Here is a 19,077-nt window from a genome sequence, read left to right on the forward strand (position 1 = left end):
AGGCGTACAATGATCGAGTTTCATCATATTGCAAAGACGGTCGCGATGGGAACGATCGCCGTTCTAATGTCCGCGTCGTTTGCGGCCGCTGAGCAGGGCGGAAAATACTGGACGCCGCCAGAAGGGCAGCCCGTCGTGCATAAGACGAGCCATGCGAGGCATCACATAGCGAAGCGAACGACAGCGACGCAGACGCAATCGCGATCCGCGCTTGCCCGCATGGAAGATCCGGCTGCAACGAAGAAGAAGGAGCATCACCTGATCCTGCAGGTGAATACCAACGACCCCGCAGCGATGAATCTCGCGCTCAACAACGCAACGAACGTGGCTCAATATTACAAGGCCTCCGGCGACAAGGTGAAGATCGAGGTCGTCACGTTTGGGCCCGGCCTGAACATGCTGCGTGAAGACACGTCGCCGGTAAAGGCGCGCATCGAGGAAATGGCCCTGAGCACGCCCGAGGTTTCGTTCAAGGCCTGTGGCAACACCCAGGAGAAAATGCAGAAGGCCGAAAACAAGGACATACCGATTGTTCGGCAGGCAGACGTCGTGAAGTCAGGCGTCGTGCGCGTGATGGAATTGCAGGAGATGGGCTGGACCTACGTCAAGCCGTAAGCCGGCCGACTTTGGCCATTTGTCCAACGAACTCAGCGCTCTGGCTTCTGGCTGGGGCGGGAGGGATCGAACCTCCGAATGGCGGAATCAAAATCAGTTTGATCATTCAACAATTTCAAGGAGCATTTGGAAAAAGCGGCCAACAATGGCCTCTAGCAATTTCAATAGCTTGGCAGCCCCTTCCAAACAAAGAAGCAGCCCTCGCAGGGAGGATCAGTCCCGAAATGCCTGAGGAAACGGGGCTGCGCGCGTGCCGAACGCGAAGAGACACCCCGGCACGCAGACTTCCGAGATGTGCGACGCGGTCGTCGTGAACGGATTGAAGCCTGTGATCGACAGGACGTTCTCGTTCGTCTGACGAAGGAGGCGTCGCGCACACGCCAAGCGCTGGCGCAGGCGAGCACGAAGGTGGTCGATGCCTCTCCCTTACGCGCGCCCGCGCGAGCGCGGTCGCGTTCTGGCGGCGACTTTGGCGCGATCGCGGTGAGCCTGCGCTTTCGCCCGGTTTCCGCAGAGGGCCATGCTGCACCAACGCCGAGCACGACCTCTTGTGCGGTCAATGAACATGAGCGTGCAGGCATGACCCTCGCACGCTTTCACGTGCGCGAAGTCGTCCGTGCAGACAAGCTCCGCCATTGATCTCGCGATTGGTAGCAACAGCGAATCGGGCGAGCGCCATTGTCGTTGCATCTGCCAGACAACACCTGAGGGCGCCTCTTCGTCCGGGTCGCCCTTGCGCGCAACGATCTGGCCGAACTGCTCATCTCGGGCGAGGATGCGGTTGAGCGGCGCGAGCCCCTCCAAAGCATCGGCGTGCAGCGGCTTGCCCTTGTGCCTTTGAACGAACGTGCGAAACCACTCGCGCAGTGCGCGCGACTGCGCCGCGACGGCGTCAAGTTCGCCCGGGACCGCGGATTTGAGGAATTCCTCGCGAACGTCATCCGGCACCAACCCGGCAACTCCGAGCCAATTCAGGAGATCCTTGCCCGAGGTAATCCACTCGACGGGCTCGTCGACCGGGGTTGCGATCGTGTTCAGAAAATCCAGGCCGGTCGCGTCGGCGACGAAAAATGCTGCGGGGCGCTGCTCTGTCATTTGCGGATTCCGATGGCCTTCGGCGGCGAGCCGTGGCCTCTCACTGTATGCCCATACATAACCACTAAAACATAATATAACAAGTTATCCACCCGAAAGGGCCCCACGGCACCTGACGCGGTCCTGTTGGATTTGGCTTCCTCGGCCCTTTGGCCGGCTCGCGGGTGGGACGCTTCACGTCCAATACCGATGCGCTTCCGGCCAGCGATTTCAGCCGAGATCGAGAAAGCCCGCGACCGGCGGAACGCTGCGCAAGGATCGATGTCCCGAGTTCCATCGCCGCCGCGCCCCGAGCCCATCCCAGTCGGTAACATTTTCGTAACCTGCATATCGGCTCTTGACGGGTTATCTATAGTAACCGTATAAATTGCAACTGAGGGGTTACGAAGCAACGGAGACCCGCCATGGGAACAGTGAGATTTCGAAAGATCGATGTCGATGGATTCAATGTTGCCTACCGCGAAGCGGGATCGAGGACAGCGCCGACACTGCTGCTGCTCCACGGCTTTCCAAGCTCGGGCCATATGTTCCGAGATCTGATCCCGCTGCTGTCGGATCGATTTCACGTGGTGGCCCCCGATCTGCCGGGATTTGGTCAATCGGACATGCCGCCCCGAACCAAGTTCACCTACACATTCGACAACATCGCCCAGGTGATCGAGCGGTTCACGGAAGTCCTGGGCCTCGGCCGCTTCGCGATTTACGTCTTCGACTATGGGGCCCCGACGGGCTTTCGACTCGCAGTGCGGCATCCCGAGAGGATCACCGCAATCATTTCCCAGAACGGGAACGCATACGAAGAGGGGCTGAGCGATGGATGGAATCCCATCCGCGCCTACTGGACTGACTCGTCGGAAAAGAATCGGGAGGCCCTGCGCGCCTTCCTTTCGCCGGAGACGACGGCCTGGCAGTACATGCACGGCGTCCCCGACGATGCCAAGGAGCGCATCTCCCCGGACGGTTATTCCCTGGATAGTTACTACCTGGCGCGGCCGGGTGCGGACGAGGTGCAGCTCGATCTGTTCGGCGACTACAAGAGCAATGTAGCCATCTACCCTTCATTTCAGGACTATTTCCGAACCTACAAGCCGCCCTTCCTTGCCGTCTGGGGGAAGAACGATCCGTTCTTTCTGCCGCCAGGCGCCGAGGCCTTTCGCAGGGATATCCCCGAGGGGGTGATCCGCTTCTTCGACACCGGACACTTCGCGCTGGAGACCCACGCGCAGGAGATCGCGCAGCAAATCCGCGACTTCCTCGCCGCGGTCGATCGCAAGCGCGACTGAACACGAACCCGCGCTGCCGCACCCTATCCATGCGACCGCGGATGGCGTGCTGCGTGCCAACCATTGGAGAGAAACAGTGCGTGCGATCGTCATCGAAAAGTTTGGTGGGCTGGACGGCCTGGTCTACAAGGACATTCCGGAGCCGGAGCCGGTTTCTGGCCATGTCGTCATCGAGATCAAGGCGTTCGGCATCAATCATGCCGAGATGCACATGCGGCGCGGCGAATGGGCCGAGGCTGCAGAAGTCAGCGGCATCGAGTGCGTGGGTCTTGTGAAGGCGTGCCCGGGTGGCGAATTCCCGGTCGGCGCAAAGGTCGCTGCACTGATGGGCGGCCTCGGAAGAACGATCAACGGGAGCTACGCGGAGTACACCCGTGCACCGGTGTCGAACGTCGCGCTGATCGAATCCGACCTGCCTTGGGCGGAGCTTGCTGCCATCCCTGAGACGTACGCGACAGCCTGGACCTGCCTTTTTCGCAATCTTGAGATCGAGAAGGGGCAGACGCTTCTGATCCGTGGAGCGACGTCCTCACTCGGCCAAGCCGCCGTCAATATGGCGGTGAATGCGGGTGCCAGAGTGATCGCAACGACTCGGAGCAACGCCCGCTTCGCGCTGCTCGAGAAGCTGGGCGCCGAGCGGTGCGAGATCGAGGGGCCGGAGCTTTTCAAGCGCCTTCCGGAGACGAGGAAACTCGATGCGGTGCTCGATCTGGTGGGCAACAGCACCATCATCGACTCGTTGGCGCTCCTTCGCCGTGGCGGGCGCGCCTGCCTGGCGGGGTGGCTTGGCGGCCTTGATCCCATCAAGGATTTCAATCCGCTGCTTCAGATGTCGAGTGGCGTCTATCTGACCTTCTTCGGCAGCTTCGTCTTCGGCACCCCCGGGTTTCCGTTGTCAGACGTCCCTCTTCAACAGATCGCGCTGGACGTTGCCTCGGGCCGGCTCAAGGCGAAGCCCTCACGCATTTTCAGATTCGAGGAAATTCGTGAGGCTCACCGCGTGATGGAGGCGAACGAGGCCGGCGGCAAGATGGTCGTCGTGCACGCGTAACCGACCGACGCAAGGCACTAGCCAACCCAAACCGAGAGCTTGTGGTCCTGGAGTTGCGATATGCCCAATGGAGAGCGCTCGATCGCCGGCGTCGCAAATGGGTTTGTACCGACACTCGTTGTCTCGACCTTTCTCATGGGGTCGAGCTTCGTGGCCGGCAAAATCCTGTTGTTGCAGGGCTTCGAGCCCATGGTGCTCGTCGGATGGCGCTTCCTCGTGGCTGCCATGGCCACTTTGCCGTTCGTCATCCTATCGCCAGAGCCCAAAGGACGAAGGCTGGTACCCGCCGGCACCACACTATGCGATGCCGGCTGGGTGTTCCTCATAGGCCTGTTGCAGACGGCTGCGGTGATGGGACTTCTTTTCCTGGCTATGCGCTCGATATCCGCCTCGACTGCAGCGATCCTCTTGTTCACGAACCCGATATGGGTCGCGGTTCTTGGACGCGTGTTCCTGCAGGAGGAGCTCTCCGCATTGCGCATCGTCGGCCTGTTGCTCGGGATAGCCGGCGTTGCGCTGGCTATTGGAGGAGGAGGCGCCGCACCCGGAGGTGCCGCCCTGACCGGCGAGGTTGTCGGTCTGGCGTCAGCCTTTTGCTGGGCGGCAGCGACGATCGTGAACAAGCGCGTAGCCCTGCCCTTTCAGACATGGGCGCTCAGCTTCTGGCAGATGCTGATTGGCGCCATCGTCTTGCTGTCAGTCGGTTACGGCATCGGCGAGCACTGGCCGAGCGATACGACACCACAGCAATGGGGCTGGTTTCTCTGGCTAGCCGTTCCGGCTTCTACGGGCTCGTTCGGTCTTTGGTTCGTCGCTCTGGGAAAGGGAGGCGCCACGCGCGCCAGCAGCTATCTGTTTCTCGCTCCTCTCTTCACGGTCGCGATCTCGTTCTTCGTACTCCACACAACGCTCGCCTGGCCGCAATTGGCGGGGGGAGCTCTCATCGCGGTGGCGCTTTGGCTGATCAATCGCACGCCATACCGCGTCGGCGATCAGGAGCGGCGCAAGGAAGCGCTCGCAGTGGGAGAGCCGTAGCAGCGGGCTCCTGTCTGCACGACGGGAAAGCAAATCATTTTTGAGAGGCTGGAGGCGCTAGCTTCGCATCGGCATTTGGTGCAGGCTTGGCGAAGACTTCTCGGCCGGACGGCTCCTGCGTCCTTCTCCATTGCGCCGGAGTCATGCCCATGCGGCTCTTGAAGGCGCGCTGAAACGCCGCTTCTGATTGATAGCCTACGGCCTCCGCAACGGCGCCAGTGGAAAGCGTTGATCTCCTCAGTTCGTTCGCTGCCCGCGTCATCCGGATGTCCGTGAGGAGATCGCTGGCCGATCGCCCAAGCTTCTCCTGGAACTGACGGGCGAGCGTGGCGCGCGACATGTTGCACAGGCGTGCAAGATCGGGCAGCGACCATGGCCGCGCCGGCTCGTTGAACAGGGCCGCTACCGCGGGAGCCAGGCGGGGATCACCGGCCAAAGCGAGGAGACCGCGCGGCGCATCGTCGGTCTCGCTGGCGAGCCGCAGCACGAGCGCGAACATCGCCGTCGACAGCGCGTTCAGCATTGCGCGACCGCCCAGGTGATCGTCCGCCGACTCGCTGCGCATCACGGAGACGAGGCCCGCGAGCTGCGTGGCAGTCGCCGGTTGTTCACCGCGAGGACCGGCATGTACGACCAGGCGTGACGGCAAATAGCTGCGCACCAGGCGATCATGCGGCGGCGCAATCGCAAAATGGCCGCACAGCAGATCCAGCCGCTCGCCGGTGCCAGCGTTCTCGCTGATCACGAGGTTGAGATGCTGGTGATTTTGCGCCGGCTTGGCTCGCCTCCCGCTGCCGTCGTGCATGACGTGTGCCGGGGATTTCCGGGGAGCAGAAGAATGTCGCCGGCGGCAAGATGCAGCGGCTTGCCGCCGGCCGGATCTTCCAACAATGCCGAGCCACCTATGACTGCATGGTACGGGATTTCGCTCGCCTCGCCCGGCCCCTGCTCGATGCGCCAGGGCACGCCATAGGAGCAGCGCAAGTCCAGGCGTCCCCGGACCGGCATCATCTCGAACAGCCGGCTGAGCCAGTCCATGGCGATCTCCTTAAACAATCAAGATGAGACGATAGAGCATATATTCAAGACATATGAACATTCAAAGTCTCACACCCTAGTCATACTGTCACTCCGCAATCGTTCACCAACCCCAACAAAGGAGTGCCACCATGTCTCGTCTTTCAGTCCCCAATCTCGAAACCGTCGCCGGCCCGTCGGGTCAGATCTATGCCCAGATCAAGAAGGCCATCGGCAGCGTCCCGAACACCTTCGCAGCGATCGCTGCCCACGGCCCGGCCGCCCTCAAGTCGGTCCTTGCCGCCGATGCCGTGCTCGCTGCAGGCAGCCTGACCAAGCGTGACCAGGAGATCATCAAGCTCGTCATCAGCGCCGTCGGCGGCTGCGACTACTGCGTCGCCGCCCACAACCATCTCGCCAAGCTCGCGGGCGTGAAGCCGGAGACGCTGAAGCAGATCCGCGATGGGCAGCCCACCGGCGAGTCCAAGCGCGACGCGCTGGTCGGCTTCGTTCGCAAGCTCGCGCGGTCCAGCGGCACGGTCAGCGACGAGGATTTCGCCGCGATCAAGGCCGCCGGCTACAGCGACGCTCAGCTGGTGGAGATCAGCCTGGCCTTCGCGACCACCGTCTTCACCAACGTCTTCAACCGCATCAACGACACCGAGATCGACTTCCCCGCGGTCGCATGAAGGCGACCGCCCGTCAGATCTCGAATGAAAGGATCACGACCATGATTACACTTGCCAACACCGCTCAAAGTCCGCTTGTCCGCGCGCTGGAAAGGTCCGGGCTTCTCGCCGATGATCTCGACTACCACGTTGTCCGAGCCTCCATGGTGATCATGTTCTTCTTCTTCGGTTACCAGAAGTGGTTTCCGTACGAATTCGAGAGACTGGTCCCGTTCATCAGCAACGGTCCGTTGATCTCGTGGCTCTATCCCGCGTTCGGCCACGCCGGTGCCAGCTACTTCCTGGGCTTGTCGGAGTGGACGTTCGGGTCCCTGCTCCTCGCGGGCTTCTGGGACACGCGGCTTGGCGTTCTTGGCGCCTTGGGCTCGACCGGCACCTTCATCGCAACGGTCACCATCATTCCGTTCATGCCGGAGGGCTGGGACATCGCCGCAGGAGGCTTCCCGGCGATGACGGGCAACGTCCCCTTCCTGATGAAGGACGTCGTTCTGCTCGCCGTCTCGCTCTACCTCCTGAGGCAGGACGTCGTTCGCCTGACGCGGCAATAAGAAGGCACTCTGCTAAACGGCGCAGCGTCGCCGGCGAGCTTCCCGCTCGCCGGCGATTGCGTGCCTTCGGCTATGCCGAACGGGTGTGGCGGAGAAAACTCAGGGCCTTGTAGATCGCCCCTAGACGGCCGCATAACGCGCGAGGCCGTTTTGTTCGATTCTCGACCGAGCTTCAGAATCTCTATTTCCAAACGCGCCCGCAAACCGGGCCGGGAACAGAGCTGTTCCTTTAACGAACTCAGCGCTTTGAGGTCTGGCTGGGGCGGGAGGGATCGAACCTCCGAATGGCGGAATCAAAATCAGTTTGATTATCCAATGATTTCAAAGCGCATTTGGAAAAAAACACCGAATTGCGCTTTAGCAATATCAATTGCTTGGCGGTTGTTTCCAAATGAACAGCGAACCTGCGAGACGAAAATCGGTCCTCGAATAGCTAGCCGCAACTTCCGTATTCAATCCGTGAGCTGAGCCTCGAAGGTTGCCATTTTACACTCTACGCGCGCTGCCCTGACACGTCAGTATTTTTCACACCGATGGGTATCGAACTCTGCCCGTTAGATCGCAAACGTAACCATGCGGGGCCGACGGCCTTCAGCACCGTCGGCCCGCCAGAGCACGCGCTTCGTCAGCGAAGGCCGCCGGTGACGTGAAGTGTCTCGCCCGTGATGTAGGACGCGTCGTCCGAAGCGAAGAAGGCCACCGCGGCGGCGATCTCCTCAACCTTGCCGATGCGGCCGAGCGGGGTGACGGATTCGATCCACTTGCGCATCTCGCCCTCGTGCAGGCCGGCGGACACCACACCTTCGGTGGCGATCATGCCCGGATTGACGGCGTTGACGCGGATCTTGCGCGGCGCCAGTTCCTTGGACAGCACGGCGGAGATCGCATCCACCGATGCTTTCGTCGCGGTGTAGACGGCGGTGTTCGCCGGCGCGATGGTCGATACGCCGGAGCTGATGTTGATGATACTTCCGCCCTTGGGGTTGAAGTGCCGCACCGCTTCCCCCGAGATCAGAAGGAGGCCGAGCACATTGAGGTCGAAATGCTTGTGGAAATGCTCGTCGGTGATGGCCTCGAGCGGCGCGAACTCGTAAATGCCCGCGTTGTTGACGAGGATGTCGATCGCACCGAATGCTTTCACGGTCTCCGCGAGCACGCCTTTCACGGTTTTGGCATCGGCCAAGTTACCGTGGACGGCGGCGGCTTTGCCACCCTTGGCGATGATGGCGGCGACCACGCGGTCGGCGGCCTGCTTGCTGGCGCTGTAGTTGACCGCGACCGCCGCACCCTCAGCCGCGAGCCGGGCGGCGATTTCAGCGCCGATGCCTTTGGATGCGCCGGTCACGAGCGCAACTTTTCCTTCAAGTCTCTTGGTCATCGCATAATCTCCATGATCCGGCGAGACGCCGATATTCATTAGTTCAATACTAGTGAACCATTGAATGAATTCAAGGGACATGCTATATTTTGGGCATGGTGCAGTTCGTTCACCCACCGCGAGACGAGATCACACTGGCCGGAGTGCTTGGAGCCCTCGCGGATCCGATGCGGCTGCGTATCGTCAAAAGCCTGGTCGCGCAGAACGATTGCATGTCGTGCACCGAGGCGGCGCCTTGCCCTGACATGGCGAAGTCGACCCTGTCGAACCATTTTCGGATCCTGCGGGAGGCCGGCCTGGTCCGGACGTCAAAGCAAGGTGTCCAGCACCGCAACGTCCTGCGCGAGGAGGACATCAATGCGCGATTTCCGAAATTGCTCAAAACGATCTTGAGCTTTCCTGACTGAGGGCATTCGCTCGCTCTTGTTATCTCGGTAGAGAGAGAGAGAGAGAGAGAGAGAGAGAGAGAGAGAGAGAGAGAGAGAGAGACGGCTTGCGCGCCTGGTCGGGCACGCGGGCGCAGGCGCGGTCCATCCGATCGGCAGAGCCAGTGCGAAAGCGAAGGCGACGACAGCAGATTTGCGGGGAGCGTAAGGTATGGCCGATGTTTCCACCGTGAGCGACGGCCAAAGCAAAATGGCCCGCGTGATGCGGGCCATTTTATCGGAACCGGCTAAGTCCGCGGGGACGCGCAACCATCTCAAACTGCTATTTCAGGCGGTCGCTTAGCATTGCCCTCCGAAGGCCAAGGTCACACGTTCGAATCGTGTCGGGTGCGCCAGTAAAATAAGGGCTTTCTGTAATCTTTGCCTTTTGCGCTGGCGCTCGGTGTCACCAGGGTGTCACCAGGGATACCTGGACTTCCTTTAACTTCACGCAGCTTGTCGCGGCTCTCGGTCTGACTGCGCTCTTCTCGGTATTCACAAATGTGGCCCGACAGCGCGGAAAACAGATCGAGACGGGCATTTATGACAAGATGGGGGCATGCCGAGTACCGTGATGCTCTGTCATAGCGACGATACCTTCGACGCGGTCACAAAGGCGAATATGCATGCCTTTCTCGCGCAAAAGTTAAATGAGGAAGCACCCACGCCAGACCAGGAGAAGGCCGATATTTGCCGCCGCTGACGGCTTCTATGTGCGGGCTTGCAACTGGCTACGCGAGAACACTCGCGACGCAAAGAAGTTTCCAATCGTATTTAGCGAGAACATCAATTACGGCTTTCACCGCAATCTACTCGGGCTGCGTCTCCCCGGCTTCTACTTGAACGCTTTGATCCTTCTATTTTTGCCTCGCAGTGCTATGGTTTCGCTTCCCTATCGACCTGACTCGTCGGTTCGATCAGGCCCTCGCCACTGTCGTCGGCATCGCAGTCCTGCATGGGCTTTATCTCGCCTTTTTCGTCAACGAGCAGAACGTATTCCAAGCAGCGCGCCTCTATGCACGCCAGCTCTTACTCAGCATTGACAAGCTAAACGGGCGAACGGGACAGACGACCGCGACGCGCTCGCAGTCAAGGGCGAAAGAGGAAGGCTGATGTCGGAGGCGCGGAGGGATCGGCGGAACATCACGCCGAACAGTCATGACATGAAGGGGCACGCGGCGCCGTTCTCACCTCGTCGGAACTCTAGTCGATGGATGAATACAAGCACGAAATCTCTGGGATGTACGGGTGCGCCGTTCATGAGGCTGGCCATGCCGTGGTCGCCTGGGCGCTGGGGGTACGCGTTAGGAAAATTGTCGTCGGGGTGAAAGGGGACGAGACGGCTGGCAGAGCCGAGACGGATCCGGCAAACCATTTGCCACTGTCTGACCAGATCGCGATCTGTGCCGCGGGTAGCGACGCGCAATTCATGTTGGCAGCGCCTACGAACGACAACGCCGCGATGATGGACATGACTGAGATAAGAGAACTTATCGAGGACTGCAAGGAGGCCGAGGGCGACGCTCTGCGCTATGAAGGTTTTAAGAGATCGAGAGCCCTTCTAGAACTACATCGCACGCTCGTCGAGCGCCTCGCGCTCGCGCTTGTCGAGCATGGGAAGGTTTGTTAATTCGGCTCATGGCCCTTCCCGAATTTACGAATCACGCCGTAGGTCCGCTTTGCGCCACAAGCTGCCCTCCACGAGGTCGCATGTTTGACACATCTCCTGGAAGGAGACCCTAGTCCAGTGATGGCCCGATATGCTTTGATGCGAGGAGCCGGAAACGCGTAGGTGGCCTCATGTACATGGTCATTCGAAAGTACACCAAGGTTCGTTCGGTCGCGGATGCTGCTCGCCGCGCGAAAAGTGGCATCGGTCAGATCCTAAGGGAATCGCACGGCTTCAGATCTTATTATGTATTGGACGGGGGCGAAGGCGTCGGCGTCGCTGTGATGATATTCGACGACCGAGAAAGCGCCATCGCGGCGAACGATAGAGTACTGGCATTTGTTCAAGCAAGCTTGCATGACCTTGATCTTGGAGACCCCGAAATTCTCGCCGGGGAAGTTCTGGTGGATATAGAGACGGATGCGTCATCGTTCGTGAAGGCTCATCCAGCGCGTGAACGCTAGGTCGTCACACAGGAAGGTGCGGGATGATCTCGATGGTGCAGACCTTTCGCGCCAGGTGCGCGAGAATGGCGGCCTGATCGCCCGAACCCGTACCGACTTCGAGCACAACACCATCGGGCGCGACGTTCAGCCAGCTCAGTCATCAAGGCCACGATGAACGGCTGCGATATGGTCTGGCCGAGGCCTATCGGAAGCGGCCCGTCTGCGTACGCGATGGAGCAGTGTCGCTCGGGAACGAACAGATGGCGCTGTGTTTGCCCCATGGCCCCAAGGACTCTCTCGGACAGTCCCTGCTGTCCCAGGACATTGGCGTAGGACCGGGCGTAAACGCGAATGGTGTCGACCATGGCGGCGCGTTCGTGGTCGCATTGTGTCTCTTGCGCGATCGCTCCCCGCGCGGCAGCAAGCATATAAATCAGCAGTAGCAGCAAGGTCTTCATGAGCCGTGCGGTCTCCCCAATCGGTCCGCGATTAGCGTCGACCGCTTGAGCGCAACGCGTGTATTCGACCGATCAAAACTAGGGACAGCCGAACGCCGCTCGGGAATTCCGGATCCCCGGCTGACGTCGATGCATTGGCAAACGCGGCGCGCTAGCGCGGGGGCGCTACCGTGACCCCAGGCGGCGGCACGTCGTCGTCGGGCACAAAGAAGTCCACCGCCAGCGGGACAGAGGGATCCACGCGATAGTGCTCGAAGTCACGCACTCCGCTGGCATAGAGCAGCTTGTCATCGATGCAGAACTGCCCGGTGAACTCGCGCGACGGCTTCGTGAGGATCACATAAGCCGCATGTCCCATGATCGCCGGCGTGCGGCTCGCGCGCATCATGGCGTCGCCGCCAAGGAGATTGCCGACCGCGGCGGTAGCGATCGTCGTGCGCGGCCACAGCGCGTTGACCGCGACGCCCGCGCTCTTCAGCTCGGCTGACAGTCCCAGCACGCACATGCTCATGCCAAACTTCGCTATGGTATAGGCGGTGGAGCGCTCGAACCATTTCGCCTTCATGTCGAGCGGCGGCGACAGCATAAGGATGTGCGGGTTTTCCGCCTTCTTCAGATGCGGGATGCAGTATTTCGACACCATGAAAGTGCCGCGGGTGTTGATGTTCATCATCAGGTCGAACCGCTTCATGTCGGTTGCCTGGGAGTTGGTCAGACTAATGGCGCTGGCGTTGTTGACGCAGATATCGATGCCACCGAATTCGGCGACGGTCTTGTCAACAGCTGCGATCACCTGGGCTTCGTCGCGAATATCGCAGATGACTGGCAGCGCCTTGCCGCCGGCCGCGCGCACCTCGTCGGCGGCGGTAAATATGGTCCCCTTCAGCTTCGGATGCGGCTCAGCGGTCTTCGCGGCGATCGCGACACTGGCGCCGTCGCGAGCTGCGCGCAGCGCGATCGCAAGCCCAATGCCGCGGCTCGCACCCGAGATAAACAGCGTCTTGCCTTTGAGGGATGACATCAGAGGCCTCCAGGCCGCCCATGAGCGGCTGCCGTCGGCGGCAAGTATACTCCGGTATGGCAAGTGTCGATAGACATCCCAATGCTCGCGCACCTCACCTGGGGTCCGCCCTTGGCTGAACTCGCGCGTTCGTCAGACGTCCGCTTTGCGCCAACAGCGGGCATCCCCATGTGGCCGAGGATACATTTGAGGCTGTGGGCGCCGGCCGGCGGAGCCCCCTGTCAAGACATGCGACGTGGATCACCCTGTCCCGCGGGAAGATTGAACTGAAACACGGCGCCCCGTGGTTCGTTCGCACCGGCCCAAAGTCCTCCTCCATGCGCTTCGATGATCGAATGACAGATAGACAGGCCCATGCCGATCCCCTCCGGCTTGGTGGTGTAGAAGGGCTCGAACAAGCGGTCGACCATTGCCGCGTCGAGTCCAGGACCGTTGTCCCGCACGGTGACAACAACGGCATTTGAGGCATCTGCGGCCGTGCTGATCCGCAGCTCCCGTCCCCCCTCCTCGTGGCTGTTCATTGCCTCGATCGCGTTGAGGATCAGATTGAGAACAACCTGTTGCAGCTGGACGCGATAGCCCTCCACGAGCGGCAAGCCCGGCGCGAGGTCGGTCTCGAGCAAGACACCGTGTTTAATCAGTTCGCTCCGGACTATCGTGATCACGTCCAGGATCACACCATTGACAACGACGCTCTCTTTCGGCGCCGGCGTCTTCTTGATCAGGGAACGGATCCAGCCGATGATCTCGCCGCCCCGCTTGGCGTCCGCGACAATGGATGCGAGCGCCCGCCGCGCTTTTTCGAGATTCGGAGCTTGCGATCCTAGCCAGTTCAGTGCGGCCTCTGCGTTGCAGAGCATCGCGGTAATCGGTTGGCTTAATTCGTGTGTCACCGAAGCCGTGACCTGTCCCATGGCCGCCGCGCGATTGGCGTGTGTCAGTTCCGCCTGCATCTCCCGGAAGGTCTCGGCGGCTCTTTTACGCTCGGTGATGTCGCGGCTCAGACAAATGATCTGTCGCTGGCCGCCTTCGCAGAATTCTCGCATGCGGACTTCAACGGGAAACACGGTGCCGTTCCTTCGGCGATAGCGACTCTCAAGCGTAGCGATGCCGCCGGCCTTGAGGCGCTCGCGGTTGACCCGCCAGGTCGCTTCATCCATATCCAGATTGAAGAAGAACGGAACAGCCCCAATCAGTTCGTCCCGGCTGTAGCCCAGGCTTTCGCAAGCATTTCGGTTCACGTCGAGAACACGACCGTCTTCATTGTGGAGCGTGAACGTGTCTGTCGCGTGGTCCACGAAGGTCCGGTAACGCGCCTCGCTCTCGCGCAGCGCCTGTTCGGCGCGCTTGCGCTCCGTGATGTAGCGCCCGACACCGCGGTAGCCCATGAAGCGCCCCGTCTCGTCAAACACGGGCAGCCCGGAGACAGACGTGTAGCGCTTGCCGCCATCGGGCGTCGGCCGCGCGTGCTCGAAATCACGGAACGGGAGGTGGGCATCCAGCGTCTCCCGGTGCTTGCGCCAGCCCTCTGCATCAGGCTCCAGATAAGGCACTTCCCACCGCGTCCTGCCAATCTCGGCGACCGGCGGCTCGGAAAGCGTCTCAGCGAACTCCTGGCGGATGAAGCGATGCTGCGCGTCGGTTTCCCAGTACACATCGAACGAGAATTGCACCAAGGTGCGAAAGCGCTCCTCGCTCTCACGTAGCGCCTCCTCGGGGCGCTTGCGCTCATTTAAATCCACCGCGGCCGACGGCACTTGAACCGGATGTTGCATAATCGACTCTTGCTGAAGAGCGATGGATCAAATCGACTTGTTTCTCGCGCCGGGTAGCGGGGCTGTCCCCCGGCCCGGAGCGGCAAGCGCCAGCGATCGTTGACGGTGCACGGGGGTCGAACCCGGCCTCACGGTGGCCAATGATTGATCAGGAATTATGTCTTGTGACGACTATACTAATGTATACGAGGGCTTCTCGACCGCCATATTGAGGTGACGAGTCGGCCCGGCAGGCGGCAAACAACGCGAGCTGAACCTGGTTCCATCAACGTCTGCGCGTGAGGCGGAGTCGGCAGGCGCAGGCGTTTCATTCATCGAAACAGTCACGAAGGGGTAGCCGGTGTCGCCCGGCGGCGAGGACGGGCTGATCGCGCTGATGATCGCGAACGCTGCGCTCGAATCTGTCAAAGGAAAGGAAAGTAGTTCGGCTGGACCCTAGACCAACGAAGACGTCGACCCGATTGCTGATTCTTGTGGCTTGAGCATTGGCCGCGATGCTGCGGTCGCGGCAGGAGAGCGATCAGGTGGAGGAGATGACCAAGCGCGTAGCATTGCCTGATGATTTTGAGAGCCTCCGGACCATGATCTTGGAACAGCGCGAGCTTCTTCCAAAACGGATCGCTCAGATCGCTGCCTGTTCGCTCGACAATCCCGACGAGATCGCGTTCGGAACAGCCGCGAGTATCGCCACTTCCGCGGGCGTTCAGCCCTTGACCTTGATCCGCTTCGCCCAGCACCTTGGCTTCGATGGCTTCAGTTCTCTCCAGGCCGTCCTCCGCAAGCGCCTTCGCGAGCGCAATTCCTCCTATGACGAACGGCTTTCAGCCCTGCACAAGAGAGCCGGCAACGGGGTCGGACATCGCGCCATCTTCGAAGGATTCGTCACGGCAGCGAGCACATCCCTCGACAGGGTACAGCAGGTCGTTGGAGAGAAAGATCTCGATGCGGCGATTGGGCTCCTGGCCAAGGCTGAAACGATCTTCATTATCGCCCGTCGCCGCTCTTATCCGGTGGCGAGCTACATCGCCTATGCATTCGGCAAGCTCGGTATTCGATACCAATTGGTGGAATCGGTAGCCGACCTGAACCCGGAAGTCCTTGCTTTTGCCACATCGAAAGATGCGGCTCTTGCAGTCAGCTTCTCCCCCTACACGCCCTCCACCATTCAAGATGCCCGACGGCTCTCGGAACAGGCGTTCCCGTGGTTGCTATTACAGACAGCGCGTTTTCGCCGCTTGCTCAGTTCGCCAAGGTCTGGTTCGAAGTCGTGGAGGCTGACTTTACAGGCTTTCGCTCCCTAGCTGCGACGATGACGCTCGCCATGACCATGGCGGTCGGCATCGCCGAAAAACGACAAGCCCGAGCGAAAAAACGCGATGGCCGAACTCCTTAGTGTTCCTCCTCCGACTCGATCTTGGCGTAAAGCTGCTCGACCAACTCTTTCATCATCAACGACTCGGCCCAGCGATCGGTCGTGTCGTTCCCGTCACGGCCAGTGATTGCGTACGGCTTAGGGCCGAGTTCGCAGGTAAAACAGATGGGGACCTCCCGGCCGGCGCGCCGGCGGAAACCGCGGAAGCCATAATCCCACCACCGCAGGAACAGATCGACCCAAGGCCGGTGATGCGGGAACGAAATTTCGATCTGGACCTGTTCGCGCGTGGCCACGCGCCCGTGGAATGCCCACGAGGCATCGAGGATCCGATGAACCAACGCGTGATTTTCGTCTGAGACCGGCCATGCGAATTCGCGGCCTACCAGGATATGGGACAAATCGGCGATGAGCCGTAAGTCGGGGTAACGGTCGAGCAGATCGAGCGTGAAGTAGAGGTCCGTCGTCATACGATCGCGGTGGGTTTCGATGTAAACTGGAATGTCGGCCTCTTCACCGAGGCGCCGCCAGCCCTCGATCAGCGGAAAGCAATCCTCCAATCGTCGCGGCCGGACATCGGGCTGAAGATTGATGTGGCGGACGCCGAACTCGGATGCGATGTCGAGAACAGGCTTGAGGTCGTCGATCGTCTTCGGGAAGGCCTGCCCTTCAATCGCCATGTCTCGGTCGCCGAGAACGCTGACAATGCGTCGGACGTTGTCGCGGTTGGTACAATGCGCGCTGACGCCGCCGAAGCCGGCTTGGATGATCAGCGCGAGATTTTCTTCCAAAGACCGCTCGACTCCGTCCGTCTGTCGGCGCTCCATGGCCCAGAGCGACTGGAGTACGATCAGCCCGCCCATTACTGCTCCGCTTTGCAATCTGACTGCCGTGCCCGAGGTGTACGACGATGATGCCGAGCGGGCGGTCAGCCGACATCGATGCTGATACGCCTGCCCTCCAGCTTGGCAGGATAGACCCTTAGATTGACGCAAGCAGGAAGCCGCAGGGCTTCGCCGGTCCGGTAATCGAAGGCTCCCTGGTGCTTCGGGCACTCAATCTCGTAATCCATGACTAGGCCGTCAGCGAGATGGACCTTTTCGTGGGTGCAGAGCCCGTCAGTGCAGAACACTTCATTGTCGGGCGAGCGGTAGACTGCATAGGACTTCCCCTCGTGGTAAACGCGGATTGCGCCCTCCTGTTCGATGTCATCCAGAGCGCCGACTTCAATCCAATTCGTCATCGCATCACCTTCTCAAAGCCGGATTAGTCAGCAGTCACCGCCCCTTTGGCTTGCGCCTTGGAATTCGCGCGCTGCTTGGTCCTCTGATAGCGGGCTTGCATCCGTGCCTCGCTTTCGCGCGAGCCGTCGTGGAAAGTGCCGAACCACTTATCGAATGGAATGAGGCCGTCGCCGTAGTTCACCTCAAAATACTTATGGTGAAGGTAGTGGATGTAGGCGTGGCTATCGACCATGGCGCCTTCGGTGATTTCGACCTTATCAAAGCCGATATGCCCGGGGATGGCGCCAAATCCGGCGAAGTGAAGCTGATAGAGCGCCAAGATCGGGTTGGAGGGGACAATCAGATGCCAGAGAGCCACGCCCAGATAGCCGAGCTGCTCAATCGGATGCATGGAGAGTGACGACCATGGCGACGGGTTCACCGAATTGTGGTGGACCGAATGAACCCATTTGTAGAGCGGCCCCCAGTGAATTGTTCTATGCAGGATGAAGAAGTGCGTCTCGTGAATGATCGGCACGAGGAGCGCCAGTACAAGCAGATACCAGGGATTTTCCGCAAAGGTCAGCCACGGTACGTAGCCGTTGGCGAAGGCATACAGGATGGCCACCTGGATCGTTGTCCAAATTGGCAGGCCCGTTCCGAACACCCGCATCATATTGTCGACGTTCTGTCTTTCGAAAAAGAACGCCTTGCTCCTCTGCTCGGAAGGCCATTTTCCGTTGTATTTGAAGCGGCTGCCTTGAGCGCGCAACGCATAAAGCCGCAGCTCGAACACACCGTAGAAAACGAAAACTGCAATGCAGTTGATGATGAATAGCTTGAGTATCCACCCCCAGGCGAACGATTTCATGACTTCGGGTTCCGGCAGCACCCAATGCCACCAGACGACCGCTGAAAGCGCAAAGAGAAGATTGTAAGGCAGGAAATAGCTGGGCAGCCACCTCAGGAATTTGAGCGGCTGCGGCGGGAAGACGAACAGCGGGGCAGTAGCGGCCGGTTCGCCAGGAGACCAATCGCCGCGCTTGTTACGGGTGCCATATTTCAGATCGTCCATTGCTAACTCCGTCGGAACAGACACGCTTCGTAAGCTCTGCACAGGCACTGATAGCGCCCTGTGAGTCGAGGCGCCGCTCTTTGCTTGATCAAATCAAATCAACACGCAAAGCGCAGTTGCCCTCCTCAAACAGTGCCGCGGAGTGAGCCTGCCAACTCGGCGAGCTCTTCTCCTCCTGCCATCAGGTTTTGCAGTTCGTCCTGGGTAACCTCGCCATGAAGTGCGGTGCCGAGCGTCTTGCCACGATTGAGAACGGTAAACCGATCGCCTATGGCCATCGCGTGCCGGACATTGTGTGTGATGAAAACGACGCCAACGCCCCTCTTCCGGGCTTTATCGATCGTCGAAAGAACGTTCGCAGTCTGTCGCACCCCCAACGCCGAAGTTGGCTCATCCAAAATCAGCACCCGCGCTCCGAAATAGACGGCGCGCGCGATAGCGACCGATTGGCGTTCACCGCCCGACAAAGTGCCGACCGCCTGGCTGGGTTCGCGCAAGCGTATGCCCATGCGCGCCATTTCCTCCATGGTGATGCGGTCAGCGGTGGCAAAGTCGAACCTCTTGAGCGGGCCGATACTCTTTCTTGGCTCCCGGCCGAGAAAGAAGTTGCGCGTCACCGACATCAAAGGGATCATCGCGAGATCCTGGAATACGGTGGCGATGCCGCAGTCGATCGCATGACGGGCATCGGCGAACCTGGTTTCCTCTCCGTTCAGAAAGATCTTTCCTCTCGACGGCTGAACGACGCCTGACATGGTTTTGATCAGCGTGGATTTTCCGGCTCCATTGTCGCCGAGCAAACAATGCACCTCACCCGCGTTAACAGCAAAGCTGACCCCGGCCAAAGCAATTACCATTCCGTAGTGCTTTCCGATATCGGTTAGTTGCAAGATCGGAGCCAT

General features: G+C 60.2%; 20 protein-coding genes and 3 pseudogenes. 12 read left to right on the plus strand and 11 right to left on the minus strand.

What is annotated here, in order from left to right; translation table 11 throughout:
• Positions 1 to 9 precede the first annotated feature (9 nt).
• Entirely contained in the window at positions 10 to 615 is a 606-nt protein-coding gene (locus NLM33_RS15040) for a DsrE family protein (protein ID WP_254096803.1), read from the plus strand.
• 426 nt (positions 616 to 1,041) lie between these two features.
• Here the strand turns inward: NLM33_RS15040 and NLM33_RS15045 are convergent, their stop codons facing one another.
• Complete coding sequence (locus NLM33_RS15045; protein WP_254096804.1) at positions 1,042 to 1,710, minus strand: ABATE domain-containing protein; 669 nt, start codon at positions 1,708 to 1,710, stop codon at positions 1,042 to 1,044.
• 404 nt (positions 1,711 to 2,114) lie between these two features.
• On the opposite strand from NLM33_RS15045, the gene NLM33_RS15050 reads away from it, so the two are divergent.
• The 3 genes from NLM33_RS15050 to NLM33_RS15060 all read left to right on the plus strand — a co-directional run bounded on the left by NLM33_RS15050 (position 2,115) and on the right by NLM33_RS15060 (position 5,079).
• Positions 2,115 to 2,993, plus strand: coding sequence for an alpha/beta fold hydrolase (locus NLM33_RS15050; RefSeq protein WP_254096805.1), 879 nt, complete (start codon positions 2,115 to 2,117; stop codon positions 2,991 to 2,993).
• Positions 2,994 to 3,069: 76 nt separating this feature from the next.
• Positions 3,070 to 4,044, plus strand: a complete 975-nt coding sequence (locus tag NLM33_RS15055) for a zinc-binding alcohol dehydrogenase family protein (RefSeq protein WP_371929953.1) — start codon at positions 3,070 to 3,072, stop codon at positions 4,042 to 4,044.
• Between the two features lie 60 nt (positions 4,045 to 4,104).
• Positions 4,105 to 5,079 carry a DMT family transporter gene (locus NLM33_RS15060; RefSeq protein WP_254096807.1) on the plus strand — a complete coding sequence of 325 codons (975 nt, stop codon included), beginning with the start codon at positions 4,105 to 4,107 and terminating at the stop codon, positions 5,077 to 5,079.
• A 34-nt stretch (positions 5,080 to 5,113) separates the two neighbouring features.
• On the opposite strand, the pseudogene NLM33_RS15065 reads toward NLM33_RS15060, so the two are convergent.
• Positions 5,114 to 6,117: pseudogene (locus NLM33_RS15065) on the minus strand (AraC family transcriptional regulator).
• 131 nt (positions 6,118 to 6,248) lie between these two features.
• Between NLM33_RS15065 and NLM33_RS15070 the strand changes: the two are divergent.
• Together NLM33_RS15070 and NLM33_RS15075 are read left to right on the plus strand one after the other, a co-directional pair.
• Positions 6,249 to 6,785: a carboxymuconolactone decarboxylase family protein gene (locus NLM33_RS15070; RefSeq protein WP_254096808.1), complete on the plus strand. Its 537-nt coding sequence runs from the start codon at positions 6,249 to 6,251 to the stop codon at positions 6,783 to 6,785.
• A 41-nt stretch (positions 6,786 to 6,826) separates the two neighbouring features.
• Entirely contained in the window at positions 6,827 to 7,333 is a 507-nt protein-coding gene (locus tag NLM33_RS15075) for a YkgB family protein (protein WP_254096809.1), read from the plus strand.
• 625 nt (positions 7,334 to 7,958) lie between these two features.
• Here the strand turns inward: NLM33_RS15075 and NLM33_RS15080 are convergent.
• Positions 7,959 to 8,711, minus strand: coding sequence for an SDR family NAD(P)-dependent oxidoreductase (locus NLM33_RS15080; RefSeq protein WP_254096810.1), 753 nt, complete (start codon positions 8,709 to 8,711; stop codon positions 7,959 to 7,961).
• 95 nt (positions 8,712 to 8,806) lie between these two features.
• Here NLM33_RS15080 and NLM33_RS15085 point away from each other — a divergent pair, with 95 nt between their 5' ends.
• The 5 genes from NLM33_RS15085 (at position 8,807) to NLM33_RS15100 (ending at position 11,269) form a co-directional block, all read left to right on the plus strand.
• Entirely contained in the window at positions 8,807 to 9,118 is a 312-nt protein-coding gene (locus NLM33_RS15085; protein WP_254096811.1) for a helix-turn-helix transcriptional regulator, read from the plus strand.
• 190 nt (positions 9,119 to 9,308) lie between these two features.
• The gene (locus NLM33_RS49255; RefSeq protein ID WP_256570529.1) at positions 9,309 to 9,440 is read left to right on the plus strand and encodes a hypothetical protein; all 132 of its coding nucleotides are present in this window, start codon (positions 9,309 to 9,311) and stop codon (positions 9,438 to 9,440) included.
• Positions 9,441 to 9,695: 255 nt separating this feature from the next.
• Positions 9,696 to 9,839, plus strand: a complete 144-nt coding sequence (locus tag NLM33_RS15090; RefSeq protein WP_254096812.1) for a hypothetical protein — start codon at positions 9,696 to 9,698, stop codon at positions 9,837 to 9,839.
• Positions 9,840 to 10,346: 507 nt separating this feature from the next.
• Positions 10,347 to 10,766 carry a hypothetical protein gene (locus NLM33_RS15095; RefSeq protein WP_254096813.1) on the plus strand — a complete coding sequence of 140 codons (420 nt, stop codon included), beginning with the start codon at positions 10,347 to 10,349 and terminating at the stop codon, positions 10,764 to 10,766.
• Positions 10,767 to 10,936: 170 nt separating this feature from the next.
• On the plus strand, positions 10,937 to 11,269 hold the full coding sequence (locus NLM33_RS15100; RefSeq protein WP_157341666.1) for a hypothetical protein: 333 nt from the start codon (positions 10,937 to 10,939) through the stop codon (positions 11,267 to 11,269).
• A 4-nt stretch (positions 11,270 to 11,273) separates the two neighbouring features.
• On the opposite strand, the gene NLM33_RS15105 is transcribed toward NLM33_RS15100, so the two are convergent.
• The 4 genes and pseudogenes from NLM33_RS15105 to NLM33_RS15120 all read right to left on the minus strand — a co-directional run bounded on the left by NLM33_RS15105 (position 11,274) and on the right by NLM33_RS15120 (position 14,505).
• Positions 11,274 to 11,375: a hypothetical protein gene (locus NLM33_RS15105; protein WP_254105807.1), complete on the minus strand. Its 102-nt coding sequence runs from the start codon at positions 11,373 to 11,375 to the stop codon at positions 11,274 to 11,276.
• 82 nt (positions 11,376 to 11,457) lie between these two features.
• A pseudogene (locus NLM33_RS49655) lies at positions 11,458 to 11,709 on the minus strand (protein-L-isoaspartate O-methyltransferase); the annotation flags it as partial.
• A 151-nt stretch (positions 11,710 to 11,860) separates the two neighbouring features.
• Positions 11,861 to 12,730: an NAD(P)-dependent oxidoreductase gene (locus tag NLM33_RS15115; RefSeq protein WP_254096814.1), complete on the minus strand. Its 870-nt coding sequence runs from the start codon at positions 12,728 to 12,730 to the stop codon at positions 11,861 to 11,863.
• A gap of 221 nt (positions 12,731 to 12,951) precedes the next feature.
• Positions 12,952 to 14,505: a PAS domain-containing sensor histidine kinase gene (locus NLM33_RS15120; protein ID WP_254096815.1), complete on the minus strand. Its 1,554-nt coding sequence runs from the start codon at positions 14,503 to 14,505 to the stop codon at positions 12,952 to 12,954.
• Between the two features lie 533 nt (positions 14,506 to 15,038).
• Between NLM33_RS15120 and NLM33_RS15125 the strand changes: the two are divergent.
• Positions 15,039 to 15,898 (plus strand): annotated as a pseudogene (locus tag NLM33_RS15125) (MurR/RpiR family transcriptional regulator).
• On the opposite strand, the gene NLM33_RS15130 reads toward NLM33_RS15125, so the two are convergent.
• From NLM33_RS15130 to NLM33_RS15145, 4 genes are all read right to left on the minus strand, one after another.
• Positions 15,895 to 16,740: a sugar phosphate isomerase/epimerase gene (locus NLM33_RS15130; RefSeq protein WP_254096816.1), complete on the minus strand. Its 846-nt coding sequence runs from the start codon at positions 16,738 to 16,740 to the stop codon at positions 15,895 to 15,897. The pseudogene NLM33_RS15125 and the gene NLM33_RS15130 overlap by 4 nt on opposite strands.
• Before the next feature lie 65 nt (positions 16,741 to 16,805).
• Positions 16,806 to 17,120 carry a MocE family 2Fe-2S type ferredoxin gene (locus NLM33_RS15135; protein WP_254096817.1) on the minus strand — a complete coding sequence of 105 codons (315 nt, stop codon included), beginning with the start codon at positions 17,118 to 17,120 and terminating at the stop codon, positions 16,806 to 16,808.
• Positions 17,121 to 17,143: 23 nt separating this feature from the next.
• Complete coding sequence (locus tag NLM33_RS15140) at positions 17,144 to 18,175, minus strand: sterol desaturase family protein (protein WP_254096818.1); 1,032 nt, start codon at positions 18,173 to 18,175, stop codon at positions 17,144 to 17,146.
• 125 nt (positions 18,176 to 18,300) lie between these two features.
• Positions 18,301 to 19,077: an ATP-binding cassette domain-containing protein gene (locus tag NLM33_RS15145; protein WP_254096819.1), complete on the minus strand. Its 777-nt coding sequence runs from the start codon at positions 19,075 to 19,077 to the stop codon at positions 18,301 to 18,303.

The organism is Bradyrhizobium sp. CCGUVB1N3 (assembly GCF_024199925.1).
GTDB lineage: Bacteria > Pseudomonadota > Alphaproteobacteria > Rhizobiales > Xanthobacteraceae > Bradyrhizobium.

Bases quoted from the DNA above. Each gene is read 5' to 3' on its own strand.
- NLM33_RS15115 (WP_254096814.1), bottom strand. From the start codon at position 12,730: ATGTCATCCCTCAAAGGCAAGACGCTGTTTATCTCGGGTGCGAGCCGC.
- NLM33_RS15145 (WP_254096819.1), bottom strand. From the start codon at position 19,077: ATGGCTCCGATCTTGCAACTAACCGATATCGGAAAGCACTACGGAATG.
- NLM33_RS15085 (WP_254096811.1), top strand. From the start codon at position 8,807: ATGGTGCAGTTCGTTCACCCACCGCGAGACGAGATCACACTGGCCGGA.
- NLM33_RS15070 (WP_254096808.1), top strand. From the start codon at position 6,249: ATGTCTCGTCTTTCAGTCCCCAATCTCGAAACCGTCGCCGGCCCGTCG.
- NLM33_RS15050 (WP_254096805.1), top strand. From the start codon at position 2,115: ATGGGAACAGTGAGATTTCGAAAGATCGATGTCGATGGATTCAATGTT.
- NLM33_RS15095 (WP_254096813.1), top strand. From the start codon at position 10,347: ATGGATGAATACAAGCACGAAATCTCTGGGATGTACGGGTGCGCCGTT.
- NLM33_RS15100 (WP_157341666.1), top strand. From the start codon at position 10,937: ATGTACATGGTCATTCGAAAGTACACCAAGGTTCGTTCGGTCGCGGAT.
- NLM33_RS15080 (WP_254096810.1), bottom strand. From the start codon at position 8,711: ATGACCAAGAGACTTGAAGGAAAAGTTGCGCTCGTGACCGGCGCATCC.
- NLM33_RS15135 (WP_254096817.1), bottom strand. From the start codon at position 17,120: ATGACGAATTGGATTGAAGTCGGCGCTCTGGATGACATCGAACAGGAG.
- NLM33_RS15130 (WP_254096816.1), bottom strand. From the start codon at position 16,740: ATGGGCGGGCTGATCGTACTCCAGTCGCTCTGGGCCATGGAGCGCCGA.
- NLM33_RS15090 (WP_254096812.1), top strand. From the start codon at position 9,696: ATGCCGAGTACCGTGATGCTCTGTCATAGCGACGATACCTTCGACGCG.
- NLM33_RS15120 (WP_254096815.1), bottom strand. From the start codon at position 14,505: ATGCAACATCCGGTTCAAGTGCCGTCGGCCGCGGTGGATTTAAATGAG.
- NLM33_RS15060 (WP_254096807.1), top strand. From the start codon at position 4,105: ATGCCCAATGGAGAGCGCTCGATCGCCGGCGTCGCAAATGGGTTTGTA.
- NLM33_RS15075 (WP_254096809.1), top strand. From the start codon at position 6,827: ATGATTACACTTGCCAACACCGCTCAAAGTCCGCTTGTCCGCGCGCTG.
- NLM33_RS49255 (WP_256570529.1), top strand. From the start codon at position 9,309: ATGGCCGATGTTTCCACCGTGAGCGACGGCCAAAGCAAAATGGCCCGC.
- NLM33_RS15040 (WP_254096803.1), top strand. From the start codon at position 10: ATGATCGAGTTTCATCATATTGCAAAGACGGTCGCGATGGGAACGATC.
- NLM33_RS15045 (WP_254096804.1), bottom strand. From the start codon at position 1,710: ATGACAGAGCAGCGCCCCGCAGCATTTTTCGTCGCCGACGCGACCGGC.
- NLM33_RS15140 (WP_254096818.1), bottom strand. From the start codon at position 18,175: ATGGACGATCTGAAATATGGCACCCGTAACAAGCGCGGCGATTGGTCT.